Source organism: Mycolicibacterium frederiksbergense (genome assembly GCF_012223425.1).
Taxonomy (GTDB): domain Bacteria; phylum Actinomycetota; class Actinomycetes; order Mycobacteriales; family Mycobacteriaceae; genus Mycobacterium; species Mycobacterium frederiksbergense.
On the sequence record NZ_CP038799.1, the window covers coordinates 4,897,238 to 4,912,323 of the forward strand.

A 15,086-nucleotide genomic window follows, 5' to 3' on the forward strand; every position below is an offset into this window, starting at 1 on the left:
ATCACGCCGGGGCGGTGGAGATGCCGGCCACATCGAAGGTCGCCATGGAGGCCAGGGTGGCCACCGCGGCGCGCAGCACCGGGAGCGCCACCGCCGCACCACTGCCCTCGCCGAGGTGCATCCCGAGGTCCAGGATCGGCTCCAGGTCCAGGTGCTGCAATGCCAAGGTGTGCGCCGGTTCGGTGGACCGGTGCCCGGCCCGCCACCAGGCCCGCGCGCCGGGGGCCAGCTGATCGGCGACCAGGGCGGCGGCGGTGACCACGACACCGTCGAGCAGCACGGGGGTGCGCCGCACCGCGGCCTGGGCCAGAAAACCGGCCATCGCGGCCAGGTCGGCGCCGCCGCACACCCGCAGCAGACCGACCGGATCGGCGACCACACTGCGGGCCCGGTACAGCGCATCGCGGATCGCCGAGGCCTTCCTGGCCCAGCCCTCGTCGTCGATGCCGGTACCGCGACCGACCACCGCGACGGGTTCCGAGCCGGTCAGTGCGGCGATCAATGTCGTTGCGGGCGTGGTATTCCCGATGCCCATATCGCCGGCGATCAGCAGGTCGGCCCCGCCGTCGACCTCCTCGTCGGCGATGGCGCGCCCGGCCTGCACGGCGGCCTGCGCCTCCTGGGCGCTCAACGCGTCCTCGACGGCGATGTTGCCGCTGCCGCGGCGCACCTTGTGCGCGCCGATCCCGGTGCCGGCGGATTCGGCGTCCACCGCGATATCGGCCACCCGCACGCCGGCGCCGGCCAGGTCGGCCAGCACGTTGATGGCCGCACCCCCGGCACCGAAGTTGGCGACCATCTGCGCGGTCACCTCGGACGGGAACGCCGAAACCCCCGAGGCGGTCACGCCGTGGTCGCCGGCGAACACCACGACCCGGGCGCGGGCGAACTGCCGCGGCGGGCAGACGCCCTGGCAGGCCGCCACCCAGACCGACAGTTCCTCCAGGCGGCCCAGCGATCCGGGGGGCTTGGTCAGGGTCTGCTGGCGGGACCGGGCGGCGCGCTCGGCCTCGGGGTCCGGGCCGACCACCGCGGGGAACGCACTCACCTGATCTCCTTCACGGCCAGTGGTTGCCCGGCGATGACCAGCACCACCCGGTCGCACAGTGTGGCCAATCGCTGGTTCACCGTGCCCAGTTCGTCGGCGAACCGCCGGCCTGCCGCGGTCGCGGGCACAACCGTCAGCCCGACCTCCGGGCTGACCAGCACCAGCGGGCCGGAGAAGCCGTCGACCGCGCGGCACAGTGCCTCGACGTCGGCCGTCACCGAACCCCCGGTCCATGCGTCCCGGCGGTCCATGGCCGCGGTGAGCCAGCCGCCGATATCGTCGACCATCGTGGGTGCCATGGGGTCGGCGTGCAATTGCGTTGCGACATCCGAGGTTTCGACGGTCGACCAATGCGGCGGGCGCCGGTTGCGGTGCGCGTCGACGCGCACCGACCAGCTGTCGTCACCGTCGGGGGAGGGTCCGGTGGCCAGGTAACGCACGGCGCCGGCCTCGGCGAGCATGCCCTCCGCATGGTGCGATTTGCCCGAGCGGATACCGCCGAGAACCAGCACGCGCACCCCAGGGCGAGCGGAGCGATCGGGCATCTACCGGGTTCAGACGTCGGCGCCGCGGTTGACCATCGGGCGGGGTGCGCGCATCCGGCGCAGCTGCGATGCCCGGCTGCCCGCGTAGAAGCCGAGCTTCCAGCCGGTTTCGGTGTTGTCCGGGAAACGCTCGTCGACGCGACGGTTCACGTGGCGGCCCAGGATGACGCCGTCGATGGCCATCACGATCAGCAGCACCGGCATCGCGAACGACAGCGGTTGCTGCACCGCCGGGGTCGGGACGGACAGCGTGACCAGGATGAGGGCCAGCGCGATCGGCATGAAGAGCCCGAGCAGGTTGCGGCGGGAATCGACGAGATCGCGCGCGTAGCGGCGGACCGGACCTTTGTCGCGGGGCAGCAGGTAGGCGTCCTCGCCGGCCATCATCCGCTCGCGGCGATCGGCCATATCGGCGCGCCGGGTCAGCTTCTCGGCCTTGCGCTCTTCCTTGGTGAGCTTGCGGCCACCGACCTCTTTGCGACGCTTGCGCGCCTCGGCGGTGGTCATCGGCGCCGGCGCCACCGGGCCGCGCCTGCGCGCCGCCTCGCTGCGCTTGGGGGTCGGCCGGCCCTTCGGGGCGGTCGCCCGGGCGTCGCCGGTGTCCACCGGTGTGCCTGCGGAATCGTCATCCTCCGGGGGCGGGTTGTCCTTCTTGCGGCCGAGCAGATTCACACCGACCAGATTACTTCCCGGGCGGCCGTCGCCCGCCATGCACCTCGGAAAGTGAGGCTCTACGCTGCTGGAATGACGGGCCTTGCAGTGCTGATAGCGCCGGATTGCTACGGAGACAGCCTCACTGCGGTGCAGGCCGCCGGCGCCATCGCCGACGGCTGGCGGCAGGCGCGCGGCGAGGACCGGTTGACGCTGGCCCCGCAATCCGACGGTGGGCCCGGGTTCGTCGACGTGCTGGCCAGCAGGCTGGGCGGCCTGCGGACCGCCACCGTCAGCGGCCCGCTGGACACCCGGGTGACCGCGCAGTGGGTGTTGCACGGGCAGACCGCATATATCGAGTGCGCGCAGGCATGTGGGCTGACGCTGCTCGGCGGACCACCGACGGTGCACACCGCGGTCGCAGCGCACAGCGGGGGAGTCGGAGAGCTCATCGCCGCCGCAGTGCACGCCGGTGCCCGGCGCGTCGTGGTCGGGCTCGGCGGCAGTTCCTGTACCGACGGTGGGCGCGGACTGGTGCAGGCACTGGGCGGACTCGAGGCGGGCCGGGCCCGGCTGGCCGGGGTCGAACTGATCGCCGCCAGTGATGTCGAGCACCCGCTGCTGGGGGCGATGGGTGCCGCCGCTGTCTTCGGGCCGCAGAAGGGGGCCGACCCGGCCACCGTGGAGCTGCTCGAAGCCCGGCTGACCGCATGGGCGGCCGAACTGGGTGACGATATCGCCGACCAGCCGGGAGCCGGGGCCGCCGGCGGGATCGGCGCGGCCCTGCTCGCACTGGGCGGACGCCGTGAACCGGGGGCGGCCGTCATCGCCGAGCACACCGATCTGGCCGCCGACGTGGCACGGGCGGACCTCATCATCACCGGTGAGGGCCGTTTCGACGATCAGTCGCTGCACGGAAAGGTGGTCAGCGCGCTGGCCGGCGGGGCGCGGGAGCGTGGGACCCCGGTGCTGGTGCTTGCCGGGCAGGTCACGCTGTCACCGGCCGCTCTCGCACCGGCGGGAATCACCGCGGCCTACTCGATCACCGACTTTGCCGGGTCCGTGCAGCGGGCCATGGACGATGCCGAGGTTCAACTCACCGGGCTGTCCCGGCGGACGGCCGGTGATTGGCCAGGACACAACTCGGGAATAGCGCCCGAGCAAGGTACCGTTGAGTAGATCGCGAATGCACTAGCAGTTCCGGGTACGTCAGGGAGAAATGCAATGACTGTTCAGGACACCACCACCGAAACCCATGGTGCGGTGCTGACCGACGCGGCCGCCAGCAAGGCCAAGGCACTGCTCGACCAGGAGGGCCGCGATGATCTGGCCCTGCGTATCGCCGTGCAGCCCGGTGGCTGCGCCGGCCTGCGCTACAACCTGTTCTTCGATGACCGCACCCTCGACGGCGACCTGACCTCCGACTTCGGTGGCGTCGCGCTGACCGTCGACCGGATGAGCGCGCCCTACATCCAGGGCGCCACCATCGACTTCGTGGACACCATCGAGAAGCAGGGCTTCACCATCGACAACCCCAACGCCACCGGCTCCTGCGCCTGCGGCGATTCGTTCAACTGATCGTCACAGCTCAGCTGCTGCGCTGCACGTAGGAGCAGACGAGGATCTCGTCGTCGGACTGCAGCAGCTGGGCCACCACCTGTATCTCGCTACCGGCATCGGCGGATCCGCGTCCGCTACCGGGTGCGATCACCGTCATGGTGAACAGTGCCTGGGCCTGATTCGTCGACCACGGCACCACCTTGTCCACCGAGGTCACCTCGACCTCGGTGAACTGCTTTCGGAATGCGTCCGAACTCAGGTCGGCCAGCGCGAGATCCGAATTGCGGTCGTCCACCGCGTCGTACAGCCCGCACAGCGCGTGCCGGGCGATCGCCTCGTCGTCACCGTCGGTCAGCGCGTCCAGAAAGCCCTGGATGGCGGGCCGCACATTCTCGGTGTCCATCGCCACCGGCGCGTCGTCATCCCCGTCGGCGAAGACCAGCACGGCACCGGTGGCGGCGGCGACGACCGCCACTGCGGCACCGACGGCCGCGATCGCTTTCCAGGGTGTGCGTTTCGGGTACTGCACCGGCGGCGGCAGTGCGCCGGGGTACGCGCCGGGAAATGGCGGAAACCCCTGTGGGGGAGTTGATTCGGGATACGGCACGGGACCGGACATCGGTGCTTTCTCAGGTGATGGGGCGGCTGACGGACTCGCATGCAGGCTATCGCACGCCGGTCAGCACCCCCGCGGACCGAAGCATCGGCCCCGACGCGTCTGTAGTGTTCGCCTAGCTATGTACATGAACTGAAGGGCTGTATTCGTGACCATCGCCGTGACCGGCTCCATTGCGACCGACCATCTGATGAAGTTCCCCGGCAAGTTCTCCGAGCAGTTGCTGCCGGACCACCTGCAGAAGGTGTCGCTGAGTTTCCTGGTCGATGACCTGGTCATCCACCGCGGTGGCGTGGCCGGCAACATGGCCTTCGCCATCGGGGTGCTCGGCGGCGACGCCGCGCTCGTCGGGGCGGTCGGCAAGGATTTCGACGACTACCGGGGCTGGCTCACCCATCACGGCGTGAACTGCGACAACGTGCTGGTCTCGGAGAGCGCCTACACGGCACGGTTCGTCTGCACCACCGATGAGGCAATGGCCCAGATCGCGTCGTTCTACCCCGGGGCCATGTCCGAGGCCCGCAACATCGATCTCGCCGATGTGGTGAAGCGCAGCGGCACACCGGAACTGGTGATCGTCGGCGCCAACGACCCGGACGCCATGTTCCGCCACACCGAGGAATGCCGTTCGCTGGGCCTGGCGTTCGCCGCGGACCCGTCCCAACAGCTGGCCCGGCTCTCCGGCGAGGAGATCCGCCGCCTGATCGACGGCGCGACGTACCTGTTCACCAACGACTACGAATGGGACCTGCTGCTGCAGAAGTCCGGGTTGTCCGAGGCACAGGTCATGAGCCAGATCGAGCTGCGCATCACCACGTTGGGCGAGAAGGGTGTCGACATCGTGGGCCGCGACGGCACGTTCGTGCACGTCGGCATCGTCCCGGAAACCCATCAGGAGGACCCGACCGGCATCGGCGACGCCTTCCGCGCCGGCTTCCTGACCGGGCGCGCCGCCGGCTTGAGCCTGGAACGCTCCGCGCAGCTGGCCTCGATGGTCGCCACGCTGGTGCTGGAGGCCCCCGGGCCGCAGGAATGGACCTGGGACCGTGACGCGGCCGTCAAGCGACTGACCGACGCCTACGGCGCGGAGGCCGGCACCGAAATCGGCGCCGCCATCTGATGCGGCATCGCCGGATCTAGATCTGCACCGGATAGGTCGGTTCGCTGATCTGAGGGGTCACGCTGCCCTCGATGAAGATGGCGTGCCACAGCATGAAGATCAGCACCGTCCACAACCGGCGGCTGTGATCGCTGTCGCCGGCCCGGTGCTCGTCGAGCATGGTGCGCACCGCGTTCAGGTCGATGAGATCGCCGGTCTGCGACGCCGCGACCATGGCGTGCGCCCAGTCGAGCAGCTCGCCGGCCTTGAGCCAGTGCCGGATGGGCACCGGGAAGCCGAGCTTGGGCCGGTTGAGCACATGCGCGGGCACGATGGGTTCCAGCGCGCGGCGCAGTGCGTATTTGGTGGTGGTGCGGGTGATCTTCTGGTCATGGGGCAGCCGCGAGGCCACCGCGAACACCTCGGGGTCCAGGAACGGCACCCGTAGTTCCAGCGAGTTGGCCATCGTCATCTTGTCGGCCTTGACCAGGATGTCGCCGCGCAGCCAGGTGAACAGGTCCACATGCTGCATGCGGGCCACCGGATCCCAGCCCTGCGATGCCGCGTACAGCGGGGCGGTGACATCGGTGTGCGTCCAGTCCGGGCGGAACCCGGGCAGCACCGCCCGCAGTTGCGCATCGGAGAAGCTGCGGGCGTTGCCGTAGTAGCGCTCCTGCAGCGTCAGCGAACCGCGATGCAGCAGGCTCTTGCCGCGCATCCCGTCGGGCAGCGGCTGCGATGCCTTGCCCAGCGAACGTCGCACCGGCTTGGGCAGGTAGTCGAAAGGCTTCAGCGACAACGGTTCCCGGTAGATGGTGTAGCCGCCGAACAGCTCGTCGGCGCCCTCGCCGGAGAGCACCACCTTGACGTGCTTGCGCGCCTCGCGGGCGATGAAGAACAGCGGCACCAACGCGGGATCGGCGACAGGTTCGTCGAGATACCAGACGATCTCGGGAAGCGCGGCGACGAACTCGGCCGCACTCACCACCTTGGTGACATGCCGGGCGCCGATCGCCTTCGCCGATTCCACGGCGACGTCGACCTCGGAGAAGCCTTCCCGCTCGAAGCCGGTCGTGAACGTGATGAGGCGGGGGTTGTGCCGCATGGCCAGCGCCGCGATGGCCGTGGAATCGATACCCCCGGACAGGAACGCGCCCACGGTGACATCGGCGCGCATGTGCTTGGCGACGGAGTCCTCCAGCACCGCGGTGATCTCGTCATAGCGGGCCTGCTCGCCACCTGCTTTGAACGGGACAGCGGCGAACTTCGGCTCGAAGTAGCGCGTCAGCACCGGTGCCTGCCCCGGACGGACCAGGGCATAACTGCCCGACTCCAGTCGGCGGATGCCGCGCTGCAGGGTTTCGGGTTCGGGCACGTACTGCAGCACGGTGTAGTGCTGCACGGCGCGCTCGTCGATACCCAGGTCGATCCCGGCGGTCGCGGCGAGGTCGAGGAGGCACTTCTTCTCGCTGCCCACCACGGTGCCGCCCGGGCCGGTGGCCAGATAGAGCGGCTTGATGCCGAACGGATCCCGCGCGCACAACAGTTCCGCGGTCTGGGTGTCCCACAGCGCGAAGGCGAACATGCCGCGCAGCCGGGTCAGGACATCGCTGCCCCAGTAGTGGAAGCCGGCGACGATCGCCTCGCCGTCACCGTCGGTGTGAAACACCGCACCGTGCTCGGAATGCAACGCGGCACGCAGTTCCAGATAGTTGTAGATCTCACCGTTGAACACCAGCGCGTAGCGTTCCGGCGACTCCGGCGGGCCCCAGCGCAGCGGTTGATGACTGTGCGCGATATCGATGATCGAGAGCCGGTTGAAACCGAGCACGATATCGGCATCGGTCCAGGTCCCGGGCTCGTCAGGACCTCGATGACGCATCAGATGCGAGGCTCCCGAAACCGCTTCGACCAGCGCAGGGGAGGTCTCCACGGACGGGTCGGTCAGATACGCCAGCAGTCCGCACACCGGGCCAGTATGCCGAATCGTCCAGTCGCTTCGCTCGACCCGGCGGGCGTGGTCTACGCTGCGTAGTATTCGCCAAGTTTCACCGACCGCCCTGCGGTTCACCGACTTCATTTAGGAGGCGCCAACGTGACCGCTCGCGGGTACCGTTTGGTGGCGTTGTCAGTGGTTCTGGGTGGCTCGGCCATCCTGCTCAGCGGTTGCAGCTACCAGGAGATCTTCGGCCTGGGCTGGCCGGAGGGCATCACCCCGGAGGCCCGGCTGAACCGTGACCTGTGGGTCTGGTCGGTCATCGCGTCGTTCGTCGTCGGTGGCATCGTGTGGGCGCTGATCTTCTGGACCAGCGCGTTCCACCGCAAGAAGGACACCGACACCGAGCTGCCGCGTCAGTTCGGCTACAACATGCCGCTGGAACTGGTGCTCACCGTGGTGCCGTTCCTGATCATCTCGGTGCTCTTCTACTTCACCGTCGTCGTGCAGGAGCGGATGCTGCACAAGGACCCCAACCCCGAGGTCGTCATCGACGTCACCGCCTTCCAGTGGAACTGGAAGTTCGGTTACCAGAAGATCGAATTCGGTGACGGCACGCTGTCCTACGACGGTGTCGACAACGAGCGCAAAGAGGCCATGGCCTCGGCGCCCGAGGGCGTCGACGAGCACGGCAACGAGCTCGTCGGCCCGATCGCGGGCAAGAACGAGACCGACCGGACCTACCTGAACTTCGACAAGATCGAGACGATCGGTACCTCGACCGAGATCCCGATCCTGGTGCTGCCCAAGGGCAAGCGCATCGAGTTCCAGATCGCCTCGGCCGATGTCATCCACGGTTTCTGGGTTCCGGAGTTCCTGTTCAAGCGGGACGTGCTGCCCAACCCCAAGGAGAACAACTCCGACAACATCTTCCAGGTCAGCGAGATCGAGCAGACCGGCGCCTTCGTCGGCCGCTGCACCGAGATGTGCGGCACGTACCACTCGATGATGAACTTCGAGGTCCGTGTCGTGGAGCCCAACGATTTCAAGGCCTACCTGGACGCCCGGACCGGCGGCATGACCAACGCGCAGGCGCTGGAGGCCATCAACCAGGCTCCGCTGGCCACCACCACGGCGCCGTTCGACACCCGTCGCGGCGAGCAGGTCGGCGTTCCCGCACAGGCGAGCAAGTAAGGACGACTCATGCATATCGAAGCCCGGTTGTTCGAGTTCCTGACCGCGTTCTTCCTGCTGTCATCGATCGTGTACGGCGTGCTGACCGCGATGTTCGCCACCGGCGGCATCGAGTGGGCGGGCACCACCGCCCTCGTGCTCACCACCGGCCTGACGCTGATCACCGGTACGTTCTTCCGGTTCGTGGCGCGACGTCTGGACACCCGGCCCGAGGACTACGAAGACGCCGAGATCAGTGACGGCGCCGGCGAGCTGGGCTTCTACAGCCCGCACAGCTGGTGGCCGATCCTGATCGCGCTGTCCTTCTCCACCGCGGCCGTCGGTGCCGCGCTGTGGCTGCCCTGGCTGATCGTCGCGGGTGTCTGCTTCGTGCTGGCCTCGGCCGCCGGCCTGGTCTTCGAGTACTACGTCGGCCCCGAGAAGCACTGAGGTCTTCCGCCAGGTCACAACCGTGCGTCAGTTCGCTGACGTGGTGTCGTGGCGTGGTCCCCACCGTCGCCTGGTTGGGTAGTGTTGCCGAGGCAGCAGTCGAGAAGGATAGGCCGAGGTTTAGTTGCAGATGAGCGGGCCGTCAGGACCGGAGCAGTCGGGTGCGGACAAGGATCGCAGATCCCGCGCCGATGAGACCGACATCCAATCCCGGGCGTACTCCGCCCCGGAATCCGAGCAGTTCACCAGCGCTCCGTACGTGCCGCCGGATCCGGCGCTCTACGACTACGACAACTACGCGCCCGCTGATCCCGATCAGGACGCACCCCCGAGATGGCCATGGGTCGTCGGCGTGGTGGCCATCGTCGCCGCCGTGGCCCTCGTCGCATCCGTGGCACTACTGGTGACCCGCACCGACAACACCGGACTGGCCAACCCCGAGACGTCGACCACGACGGCGCCGCCCGTGCAGGACGCGATCACCACGACACCGCCGCCGCCGCCGCCCAGCAGCGAGCCGCCGCCTCCGCCGCCTCCCACCGAGGAGCCGCCGCCCCCGCCCCCGGAGACCGTCACCGTGACGCAGGAGCCGCCACCACCCCCGCCACCCAGTGCGGAGGCGCCGCCGCCGCCTGCCACCACCGAGGCCCCGCCGCCCCCGCCGACGACGACGCGGCCCGCGGGACCCCGGCAGGTGACCTATTCGGTCACCGGCACCAAGGCACCCGGCGACATCATCACCGTCACCTATATCGACGCGTCCGGGCGCAGCCGCACCCAGCGCAACGTCTACATCCCGTGGTCGCTCACCGTCACCCCGATCTCGCAGTCTGAGGTCGGGTCGGTACAGGCGTCGAGTTTGTTCTTGGTCAGCCGGCTGAACTGCTCGATCACCACAAGCGATGGCACCGTGCTGTCGTCCAACACCGGCAACGCCGCACAGACAAGTTGCTGATGCTCAAAGACACTGAACTCACCCCGTCACCCCGACGCACCCTGTCCGGTCCGGAGAACCTGGAGCGGATCCTGATGGGCGCCTGCGCCGTCATCTGGCTGGCAGCGCTCGGCGCCGCGGTCGCCGCCACCGTGTCCCTGGTGGACATGGCGAGCGGCCGGGGTACCGTCCGCGCCGAACTGTCCGAGGCCTCCGGCTCGGACACCCCCTGGGTGCTCTACACCGTGATCGGCATATCGGCCGCGGTGATCGTCGTGGCGATCCCGCTGTTGGTGCGGGCCCGTCGGCAGAGCTCGCACCGGCCGATCCGGGACACCCCGGCCGGAGGGTCGGTGGTCGAGGACATCGCCGCCGTGTCACCGCGCGAGTCCCGGCGCAGGCTTGCCGAACCGGGCCCGGAGGCCACCACGCGTGCCGCCGCGCTCCCGGGTGTGATCGATCAGGTATGCGCGCGGTTCGGGCTGTCGATCGCGTGCGCGGTCGGGCTGGGCACCCTCGCCGTCGGTCTGGCCACCTACCTGACGGCCAATGACAGCGGCAGTGCCGCCGTGGCGTTCTTCATCATCGCCGGGATCGTCACCGTGGCCATGCCGGTGCTGCTCTGGTTCTATCTGCGCGAGCTGCGCGGCGTGCTCGGGCCGGCCGACAAGCCCGCCGCCTGACTCAGCCTGCTCCCGGGCGCCAATCGGGTGGCGGGTCTTCACCGACGCGTCCGTCGAGTGCCTCGCGCAGCAGATCGGCGTGGCCGGTGTGGCGGCCGTACTCCTCGATCAGGTCACACACGCTGCGGCGCAGGCTCGCCCGGCTGCCGTCCGGCCAGGCGATGCACACCAGCTGATCGAGGCCACCATCGGCCAGCGCCGCTGCGAGCCTGGCCCGGGACTGCACGACGGACCGGTCCCACAACGCGTAGAGCTCGGCGGGGCTGTCCTGCGCAGCGGAAGTGAAATCCCAGTCCGGGTCGGAGTCCCAGTCGGCGGCATCCCACGGCGCACCCATGGGTGCGTCATCGAGATCGGGGCCGAAACGCTGCGCCTCGGCGCGCGCGAGGTGCTTGAGCAGACCTCCGAGGGTCAGCGATGACGCCCCGATTGCGCTTCCCAGTGCCGCCGGGTCGAGCCCATCGGCCTTCCACCGGAACGTCATTCGCAGCCGCTCCAGCGCGCCGACGAGGTGCTGCTCCTCGGTGCCTGCCAGCGGTGGCTCCCATGGCGGATCGGCGACCATGCGGCTCAGCGTACTGCCGGCGGGGTAGGGGAGAGGCGCCGAACGACAGAAGGCTCGCGCAGCGTGCTGCGCGAGCCTTCTGTCGTCGTGAACTACTAGTGGTGCCCGTTGGATCCGTTCGACCCATGGGACCCGTTGCCGTTGCCGTTGCCGTTGCTGCCCTGGTGCTCGGCCAGCACGGCCAGCGCCCGGTGCTCGGAGGCGTGGGCGGCCTCGGTGAGCGCATCGTGCTCTTCGACGGGATCGGCGAACAGGAAGCTGCCGCTACCCGGTGCGCCTGCGGACCCGAGCTTGTTCATCCGCTTGGGCAGAGGCGCGCCCTGGTACTCCAGCGGAACCGGGTGCCCGTGATCGTCGACCGGGCCGAGCGGCTGGTGCAGCTCGATGTAGGCACCGTGCGGCAGGCGCGTGATGATGCCCGTCTCGATACCGTGCTCCAGCACCGCGCGGTCGCTGCGCTGCAGGCTGATCGCCCACCGGTAGGTGATGTAGTAGACGATCATCGGCAGCACCACCATGCCGATGCGGCCGATCCAGGTGGTCGCGTTCAGCGAGATGTGGAACTTCAGCGCGATGATGTCGTTCATGCACATGAACGTCAGCAGGATGTAGAACGAGATCGCCGCGGCGCCCACAGCGGTACGCGTCGGGGCGTCACGCGGACGCTGCAACAGGTTGTGGTGTGCGGTGTCGCCGGTGAGCTTGCGCTCCAGGAACGGGTAGACCGACAGCAGCACGAACACCAGGCCCATGCCGACCGCCACCCACACCGACTGCGGAATCGTGTAGTTGCCGATGTAGAACTCCCAGGCCGGCCAGGTGCGGGCCAGGCCGTCGGTCCACATCATGTAGAAGTCCGGCTGGCTACCCGCCGAGATCTGCGAGGGCTTGTACGGGCCGAGCACCCAGATCGGGTTGATCTGCAGCAGGCCGCCCATCAGGCCGAGCAGGCCGGTGATCATGGCGAAGAAGGCACCCGACTTCACCGCGAAGACCGGCATGACGCGCACGCCGACGACGTTCTTCTCGGTGCGGCCGGGACCGGGGAACTGAGTGTGCTTCTGGAACCACACCAACGCCATGTGAGCGCCGATGAGCGCCAACATGATTCCGGGGATCAGCAGAATGTGCAGGGCGTACAACCGCGGGATGATGATCTCGCCGGGGAAGTCGCCGCCGAACAGCGCCCAGTGCAGCCAGGTGCCGATGACCGGCATGCCCAGGGTGATCGAGGAGAACGCGGCGCGCAGGCCGGTGCCCGAGAGCAGATCGTCGGGCAGCGAGTAGCCGAAGTAACCCTCGAACATCGCCAGGATCAGCAGCAGCGAGCCGATGACCCAGTTGGCCTCGCGTGGACGCCGGAACGCGCCGGTGAAGAAGATGCGCGCCAGGTGGACCATGATCGACGCCGCGAAGAGCAGCGCCGCCCAGTGGTGGATCTGGCGGACGAACAGACCGCCACGGACTTCGAAGCTGATCTCCAGGGCCGATTCATAGGCCCGCGACATCTGCACACCGCGCAGAGGCTGGTACACACCTTCGTAGGTCACGTGCGCCATCGACGGATCGAAGAACAGCGTCAGCCACACACCCGTGATCAACAGGATGATGAAGCTGTACAGCGCGATCTCACCCAGCAGGAACGACCAGTGCGTGGGGAAGACCTTGTTCAGGATGCCGCGACGTACCGCCTCGGAGGGGTGGTACCGGGAATCGATCGCATCGCCTTGTGCGGCCGCGATATCTCCGAGCTTGGGACTCATGATTTGCGCTCCCAGAATGCCGGTCCGACGGGTTCGATGAAGTCGCCGTTCGCGACCAGATAGCCGTCCTTGTCGATGGTAATGGGCAATTGCGCCAGCGCACGTGCGGCCGGACCGAAGATCGGCCGGGCGAAGTGCAGCGCATCGAACTGCGACTGGTGGCACGGGCACAGAATGCGGTAGGTCTGCTGCTCGTAGAGCGAGGACGGGCAGCCCAGGTGCGAGCAGACCTTCGTGTACGCGAACAGTTCGCCGAAGTTGAAGCTCTCCTGGCCCTGGCGCTTGACGACCTTCTTCATGTCCTGGGGCTTGATGCGGATGAGCATGACCGGGTTGCGGACACCCATCGCGACCTCGAACAGGTGGTGGCTGGATTCCACCGTGACGCCGTCACCGTCGGACTCACGCCACGGGAAGACCGTCTCCATACCGCCGGCGTCGATGTCCTCGGGACGCATCTTCACGAAGGGCGATTCCCCGGGGATGCCGGTGGCTCGGGCCAGGTAGATGGTCTCGCCCTCGAAGCGCGGGGTCCATCCCGAGGTCCACAGCACGGCCTTCTTGCCCTCGGCGGTCTGCACGACCGGCTTCCACGGATTCTTGATCAGACCACCCATGAAGGCCACCAGGGTACCGAGACCGAACGCCCCGAGACCGATGCCCATCGACAGCCCGATCAGCTTGCGCCGCTTGATGGTCGAACCCTCAAGGGCGTCGCTCAGGTTCGCCACGATGGTCTTGCGGTGGATCTCCGCGGAGGCGCCGTCGTGGCGGTCCTGGATGGTGATCTCTTCGGGGATGAACTTCTTCTGGAAGAGCACCGCACCGATACCGATGCACAGGATCGACGCGCCGAACGTCAGGCCGTACAGCGGGGTGGCCAGCGTGTAGATCCGCTCGCCCTCGGCGCCGTAAGGGACGTGCTCCCACGGCCAGAACAGGAAGACCAGGACCAGTGCGAGGCCGAAGAAACCGCCGAGCAGCAGCCAGTAGGAAACGGTGCGCGAGGCACGCTTCTCGGCCTTGGTGCCCTCGACCGGCCAGCGAGGTTCCTTGAAGACGACCTCGACACCGTCGAGCTTGCCGCCGAGCGCGAGTAGTTCCTCGCGCGACATCTCGGCCAGTTCGGCGTCGGTGGGCTGACCCGGAACCGGACGTCCCGAGGTGTCGCCGCCCTGGATATCCCCGCTCATGCGCGCGCTCCGATCCACAACGTCATGCCGACGGCAGCCACGATCCCGATGATCCAGATGGCCATACCTTCGGTGGTCGGGCCGAATCCACCGAGGCCGTAGCCGCCGGGATCCGGAGTGTTCGACGCCTGCCGCACGTAGGTGACGATGTCGGCCTTCTCCTCGGGGGAGAGCTGGCGATCGGAGAACTTGGGCATGTTCTGCGGGCCGGTGAGCATGGCGGTGTACACCTGCGCGGGCACCTTCGAGGCCTCGCCGAGATCCGGTGCGTACTTGCCGGAGGACAGGGCTCCGCCCTTGCCGGTGAAGTTGTGGCAGGAGGCGCAGTTCAGCCGGAACAGGTCGCCACCGCGGGCGACGTCACCGGACAGCAGGGACTCGTCGGCGATCTGTCCGTTGGCTTCCCGGGGCACGACGGGGCCGCCGCCGTTGGCCTGGACGAAGGCGCCGAGCGCGTCGATCTGGTGTTCGTCGAAGACCGGCTCCTTGCGGGGCGCCTGGGCCTCACCGCGCATCGCGGGCATCCGGCCGGTGGAGACCTGGAAGTACACGGCCGCCTCACCGGTGCCGATCAGGCTGGGGCCGCGGTCGGGCACACCCTGCAGGTTCGCGCCGTGGCAGCTGATGCAGGAGGTGTCGAACAGTTGCTCGCCGGTGCGCAGCAGCGCCGACTGGGATTCGTCGGCGACGGCGACCTGGGGGGTCGGGGTCAAGGTGGCGGCGGTGACGCCCGCCACCGACAGCCCGAGCAGCAGCAGCACGGCCGCCGACGCGCGCCGGCGCAAGCGACGTTGCTTGATCGTCTTCCCGGCTGCGCCGGACTTGCTGGTCATCGAACCCCTTCTCATCGTCGAGAGCATCGGACGCATC

Annotated in this window: 16 protein-coding genes; 7 read left to right on the forward strand and 9 right to left on the reverse strand. The window is 68.4% G+C overall.

Annotation, left to right across the window (positions count from 1 at the left end):
- Position 1 precedes the first annotated feature (1 nt).
- The 3 genes from cobT to EXE63_RS26725 are packed head-to-tail and all read right to left on the reverse strand — an operon-like array spanning position 2 to position 2,265.
- Positions 2 to 1,048 (reverse strand): nicotinate-nucleotide--dimethylbenzimidazole phosphoribosyltransferase, encoded by a 1,047-nt coding sequence (gene cobT, locus EXE63_RS26715; protein ID WP_168144433.1) that lies wholly within the window; start codon positions 1,046 to 1,048, stop codon positions 2 to 4.
- Positions 1,045 to 1,566: a bifunctional adenosylcobinamide kinase/adenosylcobinamide-phosphate guanylyltransferase gene (locus EXE63_RS26720; RefSeq protein WP_168145793.1), complete on the reverse strand. Its 522-nt coding sequence runs from the start codon at positions 1,564 to 1,566 to the stop codon at positions 1,045 to 1,047. Before EXE63_RS26720 ends, cobT begins: the two co-directional genes overlap by 4 nt.
- A gap of 36 nt (positions 1,567 to 1,602) precedes the next feature.
- Positions 1,603 to 2,265, reverse strand: a complete 663-nt coding sequence (locus EXE63_RS26725) for a DUF3043 domain-containing protein (protein ID WP_210000023.1) — start codon at positions 2,263 to 2,265, stop codon at positions 1,603 to 1,605.
- A 72-nt stretch (positions 2,266 to 2,337) separates the two neighbouring features.
- Between EXE63_RS26725 and EXE63_RS26730 the strand changes: the two genes are divergently transcribed.
- Together EXE63_RS26730 and EXE63_RS26735 are read left to right on the forward strand one after the other, a co-directional pair.
- Positions 2,338 to 3,423 (forward strand): glycerate kinase family protein, encoded by a 1,086-nt coding sequence (locus EXE63_RS26730; RefSeq protein ID WP_168144435.1) that lies wholly within the window; start codon positions 2,338 to 2,340, stop codon positions 3,421 to 3,423.
- 45 nt (positions 3,424 to 3,468) lie between these two features.
- Positions 3,469 to 3,822, forward strand: a complete 354-nt coding sequence (locus EXE63_RS26735) for a HesB/IscA family protein (protein ID WP_105362459.1) — start codon at positions 3,469 to 3,471, stop codon at positions 3,820 to 3,822.
- A 10-nt stretch (positions 3,823 to 3,832) separates the two neighbouring features.
- Here EXE63_RS26735 and EXE63_RS26740 read toward each other — a convergent pair whose 3' ends face one another.
- Complete coding sequence (locus EXE63_RS26740; protein WP_168144436.1) at positions 3,833 to 4,423, reverse strand: Rv0361 family membrane protein; 591 nt, start codon at positions 4,421 to 4,423, stop codon at positions 3,833 to 3,835.
- A gap of 145 nt (positions 4,424 to 4,568) precedes the next feature.
- On the opposite strand from EXE63_RS26740, the gene EXE63_RS26745 reads away from it, so the two are divergent.
- The gene (locus EXE63_RS26745; protein WP_168144437.1) at positions 4,569 to 5,540 is read left to right on the forward strand and encodes a carbohydrate kinase family protein; all 972 of its coding nucleotides are present in this window, start codon (positions 4,569 to 4,571) and stop codon (positions 5,538 to 5,540) included.
- Between the two features lie 16 nt (positions 5,541 to 5,556).
- Here EXE63_RS26745 and asnB read toward each other — a convergent pair whose 3' ends face one another.
- Complete coding sequence (gene asnB / locus EXE63_RS26750) at positions 5,557 to 7,488, reverse strand: asparagine synthase (glutamine-hydrolyzing) (RefSeq protein ID WP_168144438.1); 1,932 nt, start codon at positions 7,486 to 7,488, stop codon at positions 5,557 to 5,559.
- A 126-nt stretch (positions 7,489 to 7,614) separates the two neighbouring features.
- Here asnB and ctaC point away from each other — a divergent pair, with 126 nt between their 5' ends.
- The 4 genes from ctaC to EXE63_RS26770 all read left to right on the forward strand — a co-directional run bounded on the left by ctaC (position 7,615) and on the right by EXE63_RS26770 (position 10,695).
- A complete protein-coding gene (ctaC, locus tag EXE63_RS26755) occupies positions 7,615 to 8,649 on the forward strand; it encodes an aa3-type cytochrome oxidase subunit II (protein ID WP_168144439.1) in 1,035 nt (344 codons plus the stop codon).
- Between the two features lie 9 nt (positions 8,650 to 8,658).
- A complete protein-coding gene (locus tag EXE63_RS26760) occupies positions 8,659 to 9,078 on the forward strand; it encodes a cytochrome c oxidase subunit 4 (protein WP_105362464.1) in 420 nt (139 codons plus the stop codon).
- Between the two features lie 130 nt (positions 9,079 to 9,208).
- The gene (locus EXE63_RS26765; protein ID WP_168144440.1) at positions 9,209 to 10,033 is read left to right on the forward strand and encodes an MmpS family transport accessory protein; all 825 of its coding nucleotides are present in this window, start codon (positions 9,209 to 9,211) and stop codon (positions 10,031 to 10,033) included.
- Positions 10,033 to 10,695: a DUF2561 family protein gene (locus EXE63_RS26770; RefSeq protein ID WP_168144441.1), complete on the forward strand. Its 663-nt coding sequence runs from the start codon at positions 10,033 to 10,035 to the stop codon at positions 10,693 to 10,695. Before EXE63_RS26765 ends, EXE63_RS26770 begins: the two co-directional genes overlap by 1 nt.
- A gap of 1 nt (position 10,696) precedes the next feature.
- Here the strand turns inward: EXE63_RS26770 and EXE63_RS26775 are convergent, their stop codons facing one another.
- The 4 genes from EXE63_RS26775 to qcrC all read right to left on the reverse strand — a co-directional run bounded on the left by EXE63_RS26775 (position 10,697) and on the right by qcrC (position 15,049).
- Positions 10,697 to 11,260: a mycothiol transferase gene (locus EXE63_RS26775; RefSeq protein ID WP_168144442.1), complete on the reverse strand. Its 564-nt coding sequence runs from the start codon at positions 11,258 to 11,260 to the stop codon at positions 10,697 to 10,699.
- 95 nt (positions 11,261 to 11,355) lie between these two features.
- A complete protein-coding gene (gene qcrB / locus EXE63_RS26780) occupies positions 11,356 to 13,023 on the reverse strand; it encodes a cytochrome bc1 complex cytochrome b subunit (protein ID WP_168144443.1) in 1,668 nt (555 codons plus the stop codon).
- Positions 13,020 to 14,216 (reverse strand): cytochrome bc1 complex Rieske iron-sulfur subunit, encoded by a 1,197-nt coding sequence (gene qcrA / locus EXE63_RS26785; RefSeq protein WP_168144444.1) that lies wholly within the window; start codon positions 14,214 to 14,216, stop codon positions 13,020 to 13,022. The genes qcrB and qcrA overlap by 4 nt, the downstream gene beginning before the upstream one ends.
- Positions 14,213 to 15,049 (reverse strand): cytochrome bc1 complex diheme cytochrome c subunit, encoded by an 837-nt coding sequence (gene qcrC, locus EXE63_RS26790; protein WP_168144445.1) that lies wholly within the window; start codon positions 15,047 to 15,049, stop codon positions 14,213 to 14,215. The genes qcrA and qcrC overlap by 4 nt, the downstream gene beginning before the upstream one ends.
- Positions 15,050 to 15,086 lie beyond the last annotated feature (37 nt).